The 15717-nt window shown below is 46.0% G+C and carries 15 protein-coding genes; 1 reads left to right on the top strand and 14 read right to left on the bottom strand.

The window, feature by feature from the left end:
• Positions 1-32: 32 nt before the first annotated feature.
• Both AAC007_RS13160 and AAC007_RS13155 read right to left on the bottom strand, forming a co-directional pair.
• A complete protein-coding gene (locus AAC007_RS13160; RefSeq protein WP_339677387.1) occupies positions 33-884 on the bottom strand; it encodes a universal stress protein in 852 nt (283 codons plus the stop codon).
• A complete protein-coding gene (locus tag AAC007_RS13155) occupies positions 884-2377 on the bottom strand; it encodes a SulP family inorganic anion transporter (protein ID WP_295877942.1) in 1494 nt (497 codons plus the stop codon). The genes AAC007_RS13160 and AAC007_RS13155 overlap by 1 nt, the downstream gene beginning before the upstream one ends.
• 368 nt (positions 2378-2745) lie before the next feature.
• Here AAC007_RS13155 and glf point away from each other — a divergent pair, with 368 nt between their 5' ends.
• Complete coding sequence (gene glf / locus AAC007_RS13150; RefSeq protein ID WP_295877941.1) at positions 2746-3840, top strand: UDP-galactopyranose mutase; 1095 nt, start codon at positions 2746-2748, stop codon at positions 3838-3840.
• Positions 3841-3864: 24 nt separating this feature from the next.
• Here glf and AAC007_RS13145 read toward each other — a convergent pair whose 3' ends face one another.
• The 12 genes from AAC007_RS13145 to rfbA all read right to left on the bottom strand — a co-directional run bounded on the left by AAC007_RS13145 (position 3865) and on the right by rfbA (position 15454).
• Positions 3865-4866, bottom strand: a complete 1002-nt coding sequence (locus AAC007_RS13145) for a hypothetical protein (protein WP_295877940.1) — start codon at positions 4864-4866, stop codon at positions 3865-3867.
• A gap of 90 nt (positions 4867-4956) precedes the next feature.
• Complete coding sequence (locus tag AAC007_RS13140; protein WP_339677384.1) at positions 4957-6948, bottom strand: acyltransferase family protein; 1992 nt, start codon at positions 6946-6948, stop codon at positions 4957-4959.
• A gap of 148 nt (positions 6949-7096) precedes the next feature.
• Entirely contained in the window at positions 7097-8041 is a 945-nt protein-coding gene (locus tag AAC007_RS13135) for a glycosyltransferase family 2 protein (RefSeq protein ID WP_295877937.1), read from the bottom strand.
• Positions 8042-8133: 92 nt separating this feature from the next.
• Positions 8134-9246 (bottom strand): DegT/DnrJ/EryC1/StrS family aminotransferase, encoded by a 1113-nt coding sequence (locus AAC007_RS13130; RefSeq protein WP_295877936.1) that lies wholly within the window; start codon positions 9244-9246, stop codon positions 8134-8136.
• Entirely contained in the window at positions 9239-9706 is a 468-nt protein-coding gene (locus tag AAC007_RS13125; RefSeq protein ID WP_295877935.1) for an acyltransferase, read from the bottom strand. The genes AAC007_RS13130 and AAC007_RS13125 overlap by 8 nt, the downstream gene beginning before the upstream one ends.
• A gap of 2 nt (positions 9707-9708) precedes the next feature.
• A complete protein-coding gene (locus tag AAC007_RS13120; RefSeq protein WP_295877934.1) occupies positions 9709-10101 on the bottom strand; it encodes an FdtA/QdtA family cupin domain-containing protein in 393 nt (130 codons plus the stop codon).
• Positions 10102-10140: 39 nt separating this feature from the next.
• Positions 10141-11133 carry a glycosyltransferase family 2 protein gene (locus AAC007_RS13115; RefSeq protein WP_295877933.1) on the bottom strand — a complete coding sequence of 331 codons (993 nt, stop codon included), beginning with the start codon at positions 11131-11133 and terminating at the stop codon, positions 10141-10143.
• A 64-nt stretch (positions 11134-11197) separates the two neighbouring features.
• Positions 11198-12142, bottom strand: a complete 945-nt coding sequence (locus tag AAC007_RS13110; protein WP_295877932.1) for a glycosyltransferase — start codon at positions 12140-12142, stop codon at positions 11198-11200.
• 136 nt (positions 12143-12278) lie between these two features.
• Positions 12279-13067 (bottom strand): glycosyltransferase family 2 protein, encoded by a 789-nt coding sequence (locus tag AAC007_RS13105; protein WP_295877931.1) that lies wholly within the window; start codon positions 13065-13067, stop codon positions 12279-12281.
• A 52-nt stretch (positions 13068-13119) separates the two neighbouring features.
• Complete coding sequence (gene rfbD, locus AAC007_RS13100) at positions 13120-14019, bottom strand: dTDP-4-dehydrorhamnose reductase (RefSeq protein ID WP_339677379.1); 900 nt, start codon at positions 14017-14019, stop codon at positions 13120-13122.
• Positions 14016-14555: a dTDP-4-dehydrorhamnose 3,5-epimerase gene (rfbC, locus tag AAC007_RS13095; protein WP_339677378.1), complete on the bottom strand. Its 540-nt coding sequence runs from the start codon at positions 14553-14555 to the stop codon at positions 14016-14018. Before rfbC ends, rfbD begins: the two co-directional genes overlap by 4 nt.
• A 14-nt stretch (positions 14556-14569) precedes the next feature.
• Positions 14570-15454: a glucose-1-phosphate thymidylyltransferase RfbA gene (gene rfbA, locus AAC007_RS13090; protein WP_339677376.1), complete on the bottom strand. Its 885-nt coding sequence runs from the start codon at positions 15452-15454 to the stop codon at positions 14570-14572.
• Positions 15455-15717 lie beyond the last annotated feature (263 nt).

Genomic DNA, 15717 nt, shown 5'->3' with positions numbered 1-15717 from the left:
ACTCAGAAGCAGCTAATGCCTACACATTTAGATCAACGTAATAGCAGTAAAGGCCGCTTCGTTTTATGCAGCATTTTAGCCGTTAAACTACCCAAGAGCATATCGCGCAAAGGATGATGACTGTATGCACCCATTACCGTTAAGTCGATATCATTCTCAGCCTGATAGTGGCACAACTGCTCATCACTTTTACCCTTAGGCAAATTTACAAGCTCGTGACTAACCCCGGCGGTCTGCAATACAGCTGCCGCTTCATTCAACACACTGCTAGCCGTAGACTCGTCACCGACATAGACCAAATGACAGGGGATATCTTTAAACACTGGGCTAGAAGCAACCATATCCAAGGCTTTTCGAGACGCATCCTGGCCATCGTAAGCCAGCATTATTTTCTTCGGTACAGCAAACGCCGCATTCACAACCAAAACAGGTTTATGTAAAGCGCGAATAACGGTTTCCAAATGCGCGCCCAGCTGGCCTTCGCGATGCTCTTCGCCACGCACCCCCATCACTAACACACGAATATCAGTCTCTAACTCAACCAGGGACTCTTGCAAACTGCCGTGCTGCTGCCAAGCTTCTACGTTAGTGACACCAGCTTGCTCAACTCGCTGTGTAGCTGCCTCAAGCATCAACTTACCCTTCTGCATTAACAGACGGTTGCGCTGCTGCTCAACCCGCGTTAGCTCTTCAAGTAACTCCTCTTGGCTTCCCAAGCCAATACTGCCGCTCAGATCTGCCACCGCCGCCTGCGGACGATGCTCAATATTATGCAATAACTTTAACGGCGCGCCCGCTCTTTGCGACATCCACGCCGCATAATCACACACCGCCGTTGTCAAACTCGCGCCATCTATACATGCCAACACATAATTATTATTCATTAGTGGCCTCCCAGTACTTTTTCAATTTCCTCGGGTTTGTCGTGAACACCAAAGCGATCAACAATCGTTTCGCTAGCCTCATTCAAACCAATCAGCTCTACGTCAGCACCTTCTCGCCTGAACTTAATGACGACCTTATCTAAAGCGCCAACCGCAGAAATATCCCAGAAGTGGGCGCGATTCAAATCGATCACCACCTTATCAACCACCTCTTTAAAGTCGAAGCCCGCGTTAAAACGCTCCGCTGAATTAAAGAACACCTGACCTACTACATGATAAGTTCGCGTGGCCCCGTCCTCACTCAGCGCTTTGCTGATGTACATAAAGTGACTGACTTTATTGGCGAAGAACAGCGCGCCCAACAGCACACCCACAAACACACCGTAGGCCAAGTTATGTGTCCACACCACTACTGCCACGGTGGCCAGCATAATAATGTTTGCCGATAGCGGGTTGGACTTTAAACCCGTTACCGAAGACCAATTGAAGGTACCAATAGATACCATGATCATTACCGCCACCAAGGCGGCCATCGGGATCAGCGACACCCAATCACTTAAGAATACGACCATTGTTAATAACATTGCGCCAGCAAAAAGGGTCGACAAGCGTCCGCGTCCGCCAGACTTCACATTAATCACCGACTGACCAATCATCGCGCAACCAGCCATACCGCCCAGCAGTCCAGAAAAAATATTGGCGATACCCTGCCCCTTACACTCTCTGTTTTTATCGCTACCGGTGTCCGTTAGATCGTCAACGATCGTCGCTGTCATCAACGATTCCAGCAAACCTACAACCGCCATCGCCGCAGCGTAGGGGAAGATAATACCCAGGGTTTCAAAATTAAGCGGCACATCTGGCCACAGGAAAATCGGCAGGGTATCGGGTAACTCGCCCATATCCCCAACAGTGCGAATATCAAGCCCCACCAACAAGCTCACCGCCGTCATGGTGAGAATACACACCAAAGGCGAAGGGATGACCTTGCCGACAACCGGCAGCAGCGGAAACAAATAAATAACACCCAAGCCAGCCGCGGTCATGGCGTACACATGCCACGTCACATTCGTTAGCTCCGGCAGCTGCGCCATAAAGATCAAAATAGCTAATGCGTTGACGAAGCCGGTAACAACCGAGCGCGACACAAAGCTCATCAACTGCCCAAGCTTTAAATAGCCCGCCACAATCTGTAAGGCACCGGTTAGCAAGGTCGCCGCCAAAAGATACTGCAGGCCGTGATCTTTTACCAAAGTCACCATCAACAGCGCCATAGCACCTGTTGCCGCAGAGATCATACCCGGACGGCCACCAACAATCGCCGTCACTACCGCGATACAAAATGACGCGTACAAACCAACTTTTGGATCAACACCTGCAATAATCGAAAAGGCAATCGCCTCTGGTATTAGCGCAAGGGCAACCACTAAACCCGCAAGAATATCCCCGCGGACATTTCCCAACCAATCTTCTTTCTTTGAAAGCAAAAGCATAGATAACCTGAAATATATAAGTAAACACAAACGGCTTTGTGTAAAAAGCGGCATTATACACCCTAGAACTCCACCCCCTCCATCTATAGCCAAACCCGCCAAACTCTGCCCTATTTACAGTATTGAACACCCTCAATATGAGATATTAGCAACGAATCGACCCCGCTTGACCGATAACAATATGCGTTTCCATTTCATGCCAGATCTTTAAAAAAATGGCTGCATAGGGCTTTTATAAACACGCCAACCCCACAAATGGGGTTTAATATAAGTCACCGCACTGCAGGCTCGGCTGGCAAAATGCTATATTACGCCTTATAAAATTTGCGCCGCCACACAAAGCAATGGCGATAATACGAGACCCAGCAATGTACGATTACCTTATTGTAGGTAGCGGCCTTTATGGCTCAACCTGCGCTCACGAGCTTACGAAACGCGGCAAAAAAGTACTCGTCGTCGAAAAAAGAGCGCATATTGGCGGAAATATCTTCACGGAGTGTCAGCACAAGATTCATGTTCACAAATATGGCGCCCACATTTTTCACACCAACAACAAGCCTATTTGGGACTATATAAATCAATTTGCCGAGTTTAATCGCTATACCAATAGCCCCGTCGCAAATTATCAGGGGAAACTTTTCAATCTTCCTTTTAATATGAACACCTTCTATCAACTGTGGGGCACAACTACCCCCGCAGAGGCTGAGCGAAAAATAGCTGAACAGCAGGCAATATTAGAAGGAAGAACCCCTAGTAACTTAGAAGAGCAAGCCATCAGCCTAGTCGGTGAGGATATTTACAACATCCTCATCAAGGGATATACAGAAAAACAGTGGGGCCGCTCAGCTAAGGAACTTCCCGCATTTATCATTAAGCGATTACCCGTCCGCTTCACCTACGACAACAACTACTTCAATGATCGCTATCAGGGCATCCCCATCGGCGGCTACACACAAATTATCAATAGAATGTTGGACGGCATAGAAGTACGCCTAAATACAGATTACTTCGAACACAAATTAGATTTGAATAAACTGGCTAAATATCGGATTTACACCGGAGCAATTGATCAATACTACGACTACCAATTTGGAAAATTAGAATATCGTAGCCTCCGTTTCGAATCCAAACTCGTCGAAACAGCTAATTTCCAAGGCAATGCCGTTATTAACTACACAGGCAATGAGGTTCCTTATACGAGAATTATTGAGCACAAACATTTTGATCCCGTCGACACAGCAGTTTCCATTATTACAAAGGAATATCCGGCGGAGTGGACGGAGGGCATGGAACCCTATTACCCGATCAATGACGAGAAAAACGATAGCTTATATCGACAATACAAAGCCCTAACAAAAAACGATGCGAACGTGTTCTTCGGAGGAAGACTCGCCGAATATCGATATTATGATATGCATCAAATACTAGGATCTGCACTAAAAGACCTGAAAGAAATGCCCTAAAGAACAACACAGAGAATACGGTGGTTAAGAAAATACCTCCTCAACATCCCGATAAAAACGAGCCTCTTCAGCCCTGATTTTTTCACGATACTCAGCAAACAGTGCCGATTTCTCTTCATACATAGTGAAACAAAGACGAATTTCTTCGCTGATCGCAGCTAAATTAGAGAAGTGGCGAGAAAATTTAAAGCCTGTCGGTATGGGAAGATCCACCGAGTTCCCCGCCGAACCGCTTAAGCCGGTAATAATACAGGCACCAGAAATACACGCCTCTCTAGGAATTCGATCTTTGCCAGGGTGCTCACCAAAATCGATATAGACCTTAGCCATCTGCAGCAATTCCACAACCTGTGCGCGCGTCATATTCTCTAAGGGAACAAATTCGATATCTGGACAATGGGCAATGAGCTGCGAAGTAAATTCAAAGCCTTTCTTGGGATTATATATAACGATATCTTTTTTCTCGGCGGAGGTCGCAGCCGATCCAGAAGAAATAAAATCAGCATTTAAATAATCGCTAAGATAAAACACGCGATCTTTATCTACATCCTTAGTTCTCAGATGCTCTGCAGCATACTCGCTTTGAACAAAGTGGTAATAATCTTTATATCTTTTATCGCGAAAGAAAAAATTTTTCTTCTTCCTACTCGACTTACCAAACAAAATCATTTTTCTTAACAATGGAATGGACAGAGGGCCATGTATCGAAACTGAAAACCCCATAGCATCGTAATAAAAATCGATGCTTAACCACCAAACTACTTTCTTAATATTAGAATAGTCGTGCAATATATCTGTTTTAGTCTCAGGGACAATGAGTACATTATTACCTTGATCATCGACCACATCGACATAAGGGTTTTCATACTGAGCGAACTCAATATGTCTCGGATCAACTCCCTCGACTCGGCGATAATAATACATATACGCGCTTATGCCGCGCTTACGAAGCGCAGAGACCAACTGCTGCAAAAGCTCTGGCCCACCGGAAGCCTGCCCAGCAGGTGCAGCAACAAATACTTTCATCTCAGTGCTGCCGTGGATCAACATGCCTGTCATTTCTAAACTCCATTTTCTAGGCATGCCGCCGAATTATTGATTAAACGCATACTGTAATTAAGGGGTTACCGTAGGTTGCACACCTAAATAGGCAAGCAACCTTGAGGCGATATGCTCTACGAGATATTCAGACCCCGCCTTAGAAATATGCCCGTAATCGATTGCAGTAAAGTCCGTTGGCTTATTCCCCACCCTCGCCAAGCACTCGCCTTGATCATCGCAGAATATGTCTATTGCTGAAATAAAACTGACCGATTGCTCTAGAGCCACGCTCTTAATCGTTGCCTCGTATTCACGGAGTATGGTTGCCGGCTGCATGTCAGACACCGTACCGCTCAGCCGATCAAAATTGATAAATGACTCTCGCTGCGGACTTCCCTGCCAGCGCGGCACCGGCCCGACAAGTACAAGCTTGCTTTCGGGAAGAGTGTCTTTCAAGCGGTTTACCGTATTCTCCAGCGACTCTCTGAGCTCCTCAGGAGTCAAAGGGTAGTCATCATGTTTCCAAGAAGAATGCAAAATGATCAGATCTGGCTTCGCCTGCGATAACTCGCGCAATACTTGCTCAGCATTTTCCGGACAATCCTTTCTATAACCCGATGTCACGCCGAACAAAGAAGGGCATGCCGCATGAGTGAGTTGAATCAATTCAAAATCACCTTTGTCCGATAATGCCTTAAGGCCCGGATATAAGGCTGCCCCATGGGAATCCCCCCAAACAGCAACTTTGACGCCCTCACCTCGCTCTTGATAACAAGAGGGATCATGAAGCAGCAATTCAGGTTCTTCTAAGTAGCAAGTATTTCCCTGCACATAGGATGACCACTTAAAATCTACATTGTCCGTGAACTGTCGAACGTTGGCAGGAAAGCGGAACTCCAAACCGTCAAACTTATAGTTCACCCAACCGAAACCGCCTAAAAGCACCAACCCAAGACAGAGCGCTTGTATCTTTTGCTTTTTATACGCGCCAAACCGAAAGGGGTTTTCAACAAAACGATAGGTAAACCACGCAAGAAATATTGACAGAAGAACAGCACTCACCCGAAAGGCGACGGAGGCTCTCTCTGCGTTCGCGAGATTGCCATATGACAGCAAAGGCCAGTGCCACAAATACAAAGGATAACTTACTGCCCCAAACCACAGCGCGACCTTATTAGAAAGTACGACTCGGCTAAGCAAGGGCTCTGCTCCGCCAGCAATGACAAATGCAGACCCTATGACGGGTATCAATGCCCACGCACCGGGGTAAACGATACCTTCCGGAAGAAATAATACGCCCCCGAAAAGCAAAGCTATTCCAGCAAAACTAAGTACATTATAGGTGCCGGTGTCGGCAAGAGATGGGGAATAGCGAAACAGGGTAGCCGCCAAAAAGCGGTCAATTTTTTGCCTACTAAACTCTAAAAATTCTTTGCGGAAGATACTCATCCACGCCATAATTGCGCCGATTAGTAACTCCCAAAAACGAGCTATTGGCCAAAAAAAGACTGCCTCGGTTTCCCCGCCCACAAAGGCAATATTTAATATAAAAGAGAATACCGCCACACCGATCATTAACTTCAGAATGCTAGCGTTCTTTTGCCAAACAAACCAAAGGGCAAGGGGCCATAAAAGATAATATTGCTCTTCAACTGCTAGGCTCCAAAGATGCAGTAGTAACTTTCCTTCGCCAGATGGATCGAAATAGCCGGACTCACTCCAAAACACGAAGTTCTGAACAAACACCGCGCTGGCCGCCGTATGTTTACCGAGCTGTTGGTACTCCACTGGTAACATCAAAAACCAGCCCGCAATATTAGTTACCGCTAAAACGATAACCAGCGACGGAAAAATGCGCCTTACTCGGCGGCCAAAAAACTCAGCAAAGCTAAACCTTCCCGTCTGCAGTTCAGAGATCAGAATACTCGTAATGAGGTAGCCAGATATGACGAAGAACACGTCAACACCAATATATCCACCAGACAAGGCACCCGGAAAGGCATGAAAGATAACGGCGGATATGACGGCAAACGCTCGCAAACCATCGATTTCTGGGCGAAATTTCATCCGCTGTCCTTATCTAGAGCGAAATTTATACAGCGGGCCATTTTACAGCTAGATATAGACGCGAGAAAGGAATAAGCGCACAAATCTCATCTAAGACCTAAACCGAAACCGCGAAAAGTGCTCCTCTTTCGATACTCTAAAATTAGTTTTACCAGAATGCCAAGAATATAAAGTACCACTTACCTCGACAGATTCTACGACGATACTTTTCTTGCTGTCGAAATAAGGCAAGAAAAGTGTCACCATGTTTTTTTAGAAAACTACGAAGTTTAAAGTTATAAAAAACTTTATTATACCTTGAGTAGTAAGCGTAAAACTCTTCGAGCAACTCTTTGTCATCGCCGACGAGAATATCAGCTTCCAATACGGCGCGAATAAAATGACATACTCGCTCAACATCTCGCAACGTCTTAAGATACTTAGCTTCAATTCGTTTAGACTTCGTTTTCCAGACCGTATTATTTTCATGCTGCCGATAATATGACAAAACCTTGTCGCTTGCTTTAAGCTTTCCTCTCGACGCAGCAACTATCGCCAACCACTGATCATGAAAAGGCATGTTACTCATTGCCGGCATAGCAACCAGCAGTAACTCTTGTTTTATCAAACTTGCATGCCCGGTAACGCAATTATTAAGCATTAAAGCAAGCGGGCAGCGACCCTCAAGACGGTTGACATTAGGAAAGCTTTCACCAATAAGATTTCCCTCAAAATCTACTGGACTTATCTCTGAATAAATCAGCCAGTTCTCGCCGATCTCATTGTGTAAGACTTCAATTTTTTCAGGGAACCAGATATCGTCTTGGTCAGCTAGTGCGATGAATCGCCCGCTACACTCCCCCATCGCCTTCTCAAAGTTCCGCACAAAGCCGATATTCTGGCCATTGCGAATAACACGAATCCGCCCATCACGCCTTGCATATTCTTCAAGCAACAATAACGTGCCGTCCGTTGATAAATCATCAACAATCACCAGCTCAATATTCTTATATGTCTGGTTTAAAATGGAATCCAGCTGCTCCGCCAAAAATCGTTCGCCATTATACGTACACATAGCAACTGATATTTTTGGAAGCGGCTCCCTAGCCGTCATAAACTACCACCACACCAGAACGAACCAATCTCGAACCGAATCAACGGTATAAACTTCGAAACTTTGGCATTCAAAAGCTTTGTAACTCCCATTTATGCTATCGGCTCGGCATAACCATTCACAACCGAAATTACTTGACTAATTTCTTCAGTATCCATGACGGAGCTCAAGGGTAAACTGAGTACTTCTTGATGAATTTTCTCGGTAATAGGTAACGACAAATGATTCCAAGAGCTATACGCCATTTGTTTATGCGGCGGCACAGGATAATGAATCAAGCTTTGCACGCCATGAGATTGAAGATGTTCTTGCAGCGCCGACCGATTAGCTGACCTCACAACAAACAAATGGAACACATGCTCTTCAAAGTTTGCTTCTACGGGCAGCTGGATATATGGATTTTTTATTTCTTGAAGATATCTCGATGCCACCGACCGCCGCCGCTGGGTTTCATTATCCAGATACCGTAATTTAATTCTGAGCATGGCCGCCTGAATTTCATCTAAGCGACTATTTACACCTTGATAGCGATTTTCGTATTTAACTACAGAACCGTAATTTCGCAGCGCCCGCACGGTATCAACAAGCTCATCGTTATTGCTAACAACCGCACCTGCGTCGCCTAAAGCACCAAGATTCTTGCCCGGATAAAAACTAAATCCAGCCGCGTCACCCCAACTTCCAGATCGCCGCCCGCTAATACTCGCACCGTGAGCCTGAGCGGCATCTTCCAGCACCAAGATATTGGATTCCTTGGCAAGCGCCATAATTTCTGGCATTGGCGCAATCAAACCGTATAAATGCACCGGCAAAATGGCCTTCGTCCGACTGGTAAGCACACTTTTGACACCGGTGACGCTTAGATTATACGTCTTCGGATCAGGCTCGACCAAAACAGGTTTCAAACCGTTCGCTGTAATTGCAAGGATCGACGCAATATACGTATTGGCAGGCACAATGACTTCATCACCATCACACAACCTACCAAGCTCCTTCCAAGCGCGCAAAACAAGCACAAGAGCCTCTAATCCGTTAGCAACCCCAACAGCGTGCTTAGCCCCACAAAATGCCGCAAACTCACTTTCGAAAGCGTCAAGCTCGTCACCCAACAAATAGCGACCCGAATCAATCACACGCGCACAAGCTTCTTTCAGCTCATCCTTGTACTGCGCGTTGATGGCCTTTAAATTTAGAAAATCAATCACTTTTAGATATCCATTTAACGACTTTGGCGGGGTTTCCAGCAACAACGGCATAAGCTGGCACATCCTTTGTCACGACAGCTCCAGCGCCAACCATTGAATACTCCCCAATAGTTATTCCCGGAAGGATAGTGGCATTTGCGCCAACAGATGCGCAGCGCTTAACAAGCGTACGCAAAAATGCTTCAGGGTAACATTTTGATCTCGGCATTTTATCGTTAGTGAAAGTCGCATTCGGGCCAATAAAAACATCGTCCTCTAAGGTGATGCCGTCCCACAAGAAAACACCTGACTTTACTGTAACGTTGTTCGCGATAATGACATCGCCTTCAATCAGGGTATGCGCACAAATATTACAATTCTTACCTATTTTCGCACCCGCAAGCACGACAGAATATTGCCAAATTTTGCTACCTTCACCAATATCGGTGGCATGTACATCACTAAGAGGGTGAACAAACATTGCTATCTGACCTCTAGCAAAAAGTCGTCGTAATTGCGTATATAATCCGCTTCATCATAATAGGCGCTGGCGAACACTAATAAAACGCAGTCTTCGCTAAAATCATGCATTTCACGCCAGACAAAGGAATCTATCAGCAGCCCGGTCAAAGGACTGTCTAAAACAACAGATTCCCGCTTAACGCCATCATCTAAAACAAAACGGCAACGCCCTTTAACAGCCACCGCAACTTGCTTCAATTCTCGATGAGCGTGAAATCCACGAGAAACATCTACTTTGGTATCAAAAATGTAGTACATTCGTTTGATCTCAAAGGGAATGTTCCGGCCCGCCTCCAATGCCACTAAAGATCCGCGATCATCGCCAAAACTATTGAAATTAATTATTTTAATCAAAGCGCTTGCATCCTAATTATCTATAAAAAATTTTGTGGCCTATAACCCATGCAAAAATCGCTTTACAACAAGCTCTAACTTTATCACTACACGCATAAGCTTAATACGAATTAAACGTTGCCACTTTCTCTTTATATGAACACTAGCTAAATCACCTAATGCATTTAAATAGTTATCGATTTGCACTTGCGCATCAGCTTTCTCACTCACCGAAAAAACACGCTTATCCTTATACAAAGTTCGCTGCAAACTGAAAATAGTCAAAAACTGAAACCTTCTAGCTTTATCACGAACAGCGGAGCCCAAATTGTGAGTGTCCACCAGCTCAATTAACTTGCTATTCGTCTCCAAGGCGCCGAACATTCTAAGGCTAACCTTCGACGTTATTGACCCAGGATTATTTCGATAAAAATATTTTGCACTGCTTATAACAATACTGCCTGCATGCAAGAACAATACCCTACTGATATACTCATCTGAATTGTAATTATTGATTGCAGGATTCTCTCCAACCGCATGTACTTTTAAGAGCTCCATTCGCCACAGACACCACCCGTGCACTGCCCATGGCAGAGTCCGCTCAAACGCATCAGCTCCAGACATCCTATTACCAACATACAAACCATTCAGCTGATTAAAAGACACATAACTACCTTGGTCATCACCAACGCCAGTCATTAAATCACATAACACCGCGCTTTCATTCCCTTGCACAGCTGTACTATATAAAACCTCAAGAAAATCTTCTGCCACAAAATCGTCCGCATCAAGCGTGACACCGTACTCACCGACAGCCACCTCAATACCTCTAGATCTCGCTTGCGCAGGCCCGGAGTTTTTCTGCGTAATAACTTTCACTCTTGAGTCGACTTTCGAAATACTATTTAAGTAGTCAAGAGAACCATCTACCGATCCGTCATCAACACAAATCAACTCCCAACCTTCAATACTTTGCGACAAAATAGACTGAATAGAATGCGGCAAAAAAGACTCCGCATTATAAACCGCCATAATCACCGAGACTTTTGGCATCCGCTGCCCTCTCTATATAGTTATTTCAAAACGCCAAACAATCGATTTAAGCTAAAACAACACATCATCTCAGGAAGACATATTTAATTAAAAATTTCACCTCACCGCCAACCCCATCAAAAAAGCTAATCGGCGTCATCAATAGATTCCTAATCAAGGCCACTCTATTTTCATAAAAATTACTTCTGACTTGAACAAGCTGGATTCTCCGACCTAACTTTTCCATCAGATCCACTCGGACACCACCAAATTTATTCACATCATCCTTGCGCTGCAGAAAGATATCTTTTTCTCTACGAATCTTTGCAACTCGATTTGCCAAGCACTCAGCCCCCGTCAGCGGCACTTTACCGCCGCTAATCCCCACATCAGTTCGATAAGCTAATAGACACTCATCTATGTATTCAATTCTGCCTTCGATCACAGCCCTAAACCCCATGATCAAATCCTCATAGGCATGGCGATAGGAAATCGGCCCATATTTATCAATTAAATCTCGAGACCAAGCGCCGCTGGCACCCAAATATATTCTCTGCGATAGCAAGGATTCTTGGATCGTAAGCTTTTTCCTCAAAGAAACATCGGGATATTCCTCGCCAGTTTCTTCTCCAAAACTATCGATTGCAACCGCCTTAGAGTGCAGCAACATTGGCCGCCCTGCAGCCAAATAAGTTTCCACGATTTTTTCCACTCTATTCGGAAACGAAACGTCATCTCCTGCCGCAATAACAACAAGCTCACCCGTCGACAGCGCCATCACCGTGTTTACATGAGCAATCAGCCCCTTGTTACTTGAATTTTTCCGAACGGTAACATTTTTCCCAATCCCATATTTATCAACCGCTATTTGCAGTTTTGCGAAAGTCTCGTCAGTCGAGCAGTCATCTGAAAAAATAAACTCATCAACATCATAGCTTTGCGAAAGAATCCCTTTCACAGCAGCTTCAATATATTGCTGTTGGTTGTAGCAAATAAGAACACATGAAACTGTGAGCCCCTGCTTTTCCATCTAATCACACCTTAGAAACGGCTGTATATACAGCCCGATTAACCAAAAACCAGCCACTGACATAGATTCATATTTTGTAAGTAATTTGATTTTTATCCACTACCAAGATTTGCGGCCTCGCACTTCCACCTCCACCTTAGCGTGCAGAGTTAACACCCTGGATTTTGGCCTTTGCACGAGTATATCTCGCCACACCGAACGTTAGCAGCGCCACAATCATTCGCTTTTTATTACTGCGCACGTACGCCTCAACAATTTTCTCGCCAAGCTCATGTTTGCGCGCATAAAGAGCATAGGATCGGCCCTTATGAAAATGAATAAATTCGTTTACTGTCTTGGTTCGTACCGTGGAGCCCGCACCGACATGCGGGATACTCACATTGCGGCAATGGATCACTTTTAAGCCCGCATCATTCGCACACTTGCAAACATCCTTGTCTTCTTCATATAAAAAGAACCGTTCATCAAAATAGCCGACCGGATTCATTAGCTGCGTATCAAACAGCAATACAGCACCAACTAACCAAGGCGCATCGATAATTGATTTATCTTCTTCCAGCTCTAAAGCGGGACCGGCAATCGCCGCACCTCGCGCTTTTAATTCAGCAAGCAACTGATCGATAGCCGCTTCTGAAAGCTGTGTATCGGGGTTCAGCACCATGACATAGCGAGTTTTACTGGCATGAATCCCAAGATTACAGGCTGCACCAAAACCGAGGTTCTTCTCGCTTTTCAGCATTTCGACACAATCGCTGTTGGCGCTCACAATTGTGTCAGTGGCGTCGGTGCTAGCATTGTCAACCACAATCCAGCGCGGCATTGTAGTGGTGGCCGTTTCTCGCAGCGATGCAATATGAGCCGGGAGTACTTGGGCACTGTTATAAGTCACCGTAACCAAGGTCAATTCGTTTAACAAATCCTGCATCAGTAGCACTTACTCCAAACCATTATTTTTCTCTATGCCGCGTAATGTAAAACTAGTACGCAACTTGCATTTTACAGGCCACCCGCCAATCACTCGGCGTCACATTGTAAACATTTTCAATCTTAGCCGTACTCAGCACAGAATACGCTGGACGCTTGGCCGGTGTCGGGTAGGCTTCTGTGCTTATCGCATTGACCGTCGGTACGGTTTTCAGCACGCCCTGATTATGCGCTTCAGTAAAAATAGCTACCGCAAAGCCATGCCAGCTCACGGCTTCATTTCCAGCATAATGATAAACGCCATAGCGACCCGGCGTCCCACTTTTGTTTTGCTCTGCCTCATGCAATTGCTGCGCGATACTTATCAATGCTTTCGCAATATCACCCGCATAAGTAGGGCAACCAAACTGATCCGCCACAACACCCAAGGTGTCGCGCTCTTTAGCTAAGCGAAACATGGTTTTCATGAAGTTATTGCCGTATTCACTAAACACCCACGCGGTGCGTAAGATAATGTGTTTAGGGCAGTGGCGCTGAACCGCCAATTCGCCATCGAGCTTAGTTTTGCCATACACGCCTGTCGGGCCAGTTTGGTCTGTTTCCACATAGGGTGTTTGTTGATTACCATCAAACACGTAATCGGTTGAGACGTGTAGCAAGGGAATATCAAAACGACTGCATAGTTTGGCCAGCGCAGCGGGGCCATCTTCATTGATGCGCTTGGCTAATTCAGGTTCGGATTCGGCCTTATCAACGGCAGTGTATGCAGCCGCATTGATGATCGCTGTCACGCCCTTATCCGCAATGATCTTTTCTAATACCACAGTATCGTTGATGTCGGCGTCTTGGCGGCTCAACAGGGTATGGGCAATACCTTGATCACGCAGTTGATCTGCCAAACACTGACCTAATTGACCGTTCGCACCAGTGACCAGCAAATGCATTTCACTCATGACTGAAACAACTCGGCAAAGGTGGGCGCTTTACTGTCTTTGTCAGACAAGGTCGGATTATCCAGCGGCCAAGTAATTGCCATAGCGGGGTCGTTCCAAATCAAACTACCTTCGTCAGTCGGGTCGTAGTAATCCGTGCACTTATACTCAAAGTCAGCTGTATCACTGAGCACCAAAAAGCCGTGCGCAAATCCCGGCGGCACCCAGAATTGACGCTTATTTTCTTCAGAAAGGATCACGCCCTCCCACTGACCAAAGCTCGGCGAGTCTTGGCGAATGTCCACCGCCACATCATAAACTTCGCCACTCACCACTCTCACCAATTTGCCCTGTGGTTTTGTCTTTTGAAAGTGCAAGCCGCGCAGCACGCCTTTGGCGGAGCGGGAGTGGTTATCTTGCACAAAGGGCAGGCTAATTCCCGCCTGCTCGCGATAGCGATCTGCCTGAAAGGTTTCTAAGAAAAAGCCGCGATGATCGCCAAATACCTTGGGCTCGATAATCACGCAGTCTTTTAATTTGGTTTGGATAACGTTCATTTTTTGCCTATCTATTATTTGTAACCGTCAGCAACACGCAGCAGGTATTGGCCGTAGCCGGTTTTCTTCAGCATTTCACCCTGCTTAATCAGCTGATCCGCGCTAACCCAGCCTTGGCGGTAGGCAATTTCCTCTAAACACGCCACTTTTAAGCCCTGGCGATGCTCAACCGTTTGTACAAATTGCCCCGCATCAATTAGAGAATCATGTGTGCCCGTGTCCAACCACGCAAAGCCTCGACCTAGCACTTCGACGTTCAAATCGCCGCGCTTAAGATAAGCGAGGTTCACGTCGGTGATTTCCAGTTCACCACGAGGGGAGGGCTTAATGCTACGCGCGATATCAACCACGTCGTTGTCGTAAAAGTATAAACCCGTGACCGCGTATGCCGATTTTGGTTTGAGGGGCTTTTCTTCGATACTAATGGCCTTGCCGTCGTCGCCAAATTCGACGACGCCAAAACGCTCAGGGTCTGTTACGTGGTATCCAAATACCGTAGCCCCACTGTCTTTAGAGACAGCGCTTTTTAGGTTATCTGAGAAGTGTTGGCCGTAGAAGATATTGTCGCCCAGCACCAAACTGACATTGTCATTGCCAATAAAATCGGCGCCAATGGTAAAGGCCTGAGCCAGCCCATCGGGACTTGGCTGCTCTTCGTAGCAAATATTAATGCCGAACTGGCTACCATCACCCAATAAGCGCTGAAAGCCCGGCAAGTCTGTCGGCGTAGAGATGACCAAAATATCTTTAATACCAGACAGCATTAGAACCGACAAAGGGTAGTAAATCATGGGCTTGTCATAGATGGGCAGCAGCTGCTTAGAGATGCCCATCGTAATCGGGTGCAGGCGAGTACCTGAGCCGCCAGCCAGAACTATGCCTTTGTATTTTTTGCTCATTGAGTTTCCCTAAAACCTATTTAGCGTGCCTAGTATTCGTTTATGCACAAACGCTTTCACTTCGCTCACATGGATACCCGATCGGGGCCGGGTATGACGAACTTCTTACATCAGCCCTAGAAAAACCGTCGTCATCCCCATACCTCGCCATTTCCAGAAGGCCTCACCATCCCCAGCAAAACCGTCCGTCATCCTCTGCAGGTCTCTCGTCATCCTCTGCAAAGTCTCCCGTCATCCCCAACTTGATTGGGGATCCACATACC

This window comes from uncultured Zhongshania sp. (assembly GCF_963975605.1).
Lineage (GTDB): Bacteria > Pseudomonadota > Gammaproteobacteria > Pseudomonadales > Spongiibacteraceae > Spongiibacter > Spongiibacter aquimaris.
The sequence above is the reverse complement of the archived record's forward strand: the minus strand, read 5'-3'. Positions and strand labels throughout refer to the sequence as shown.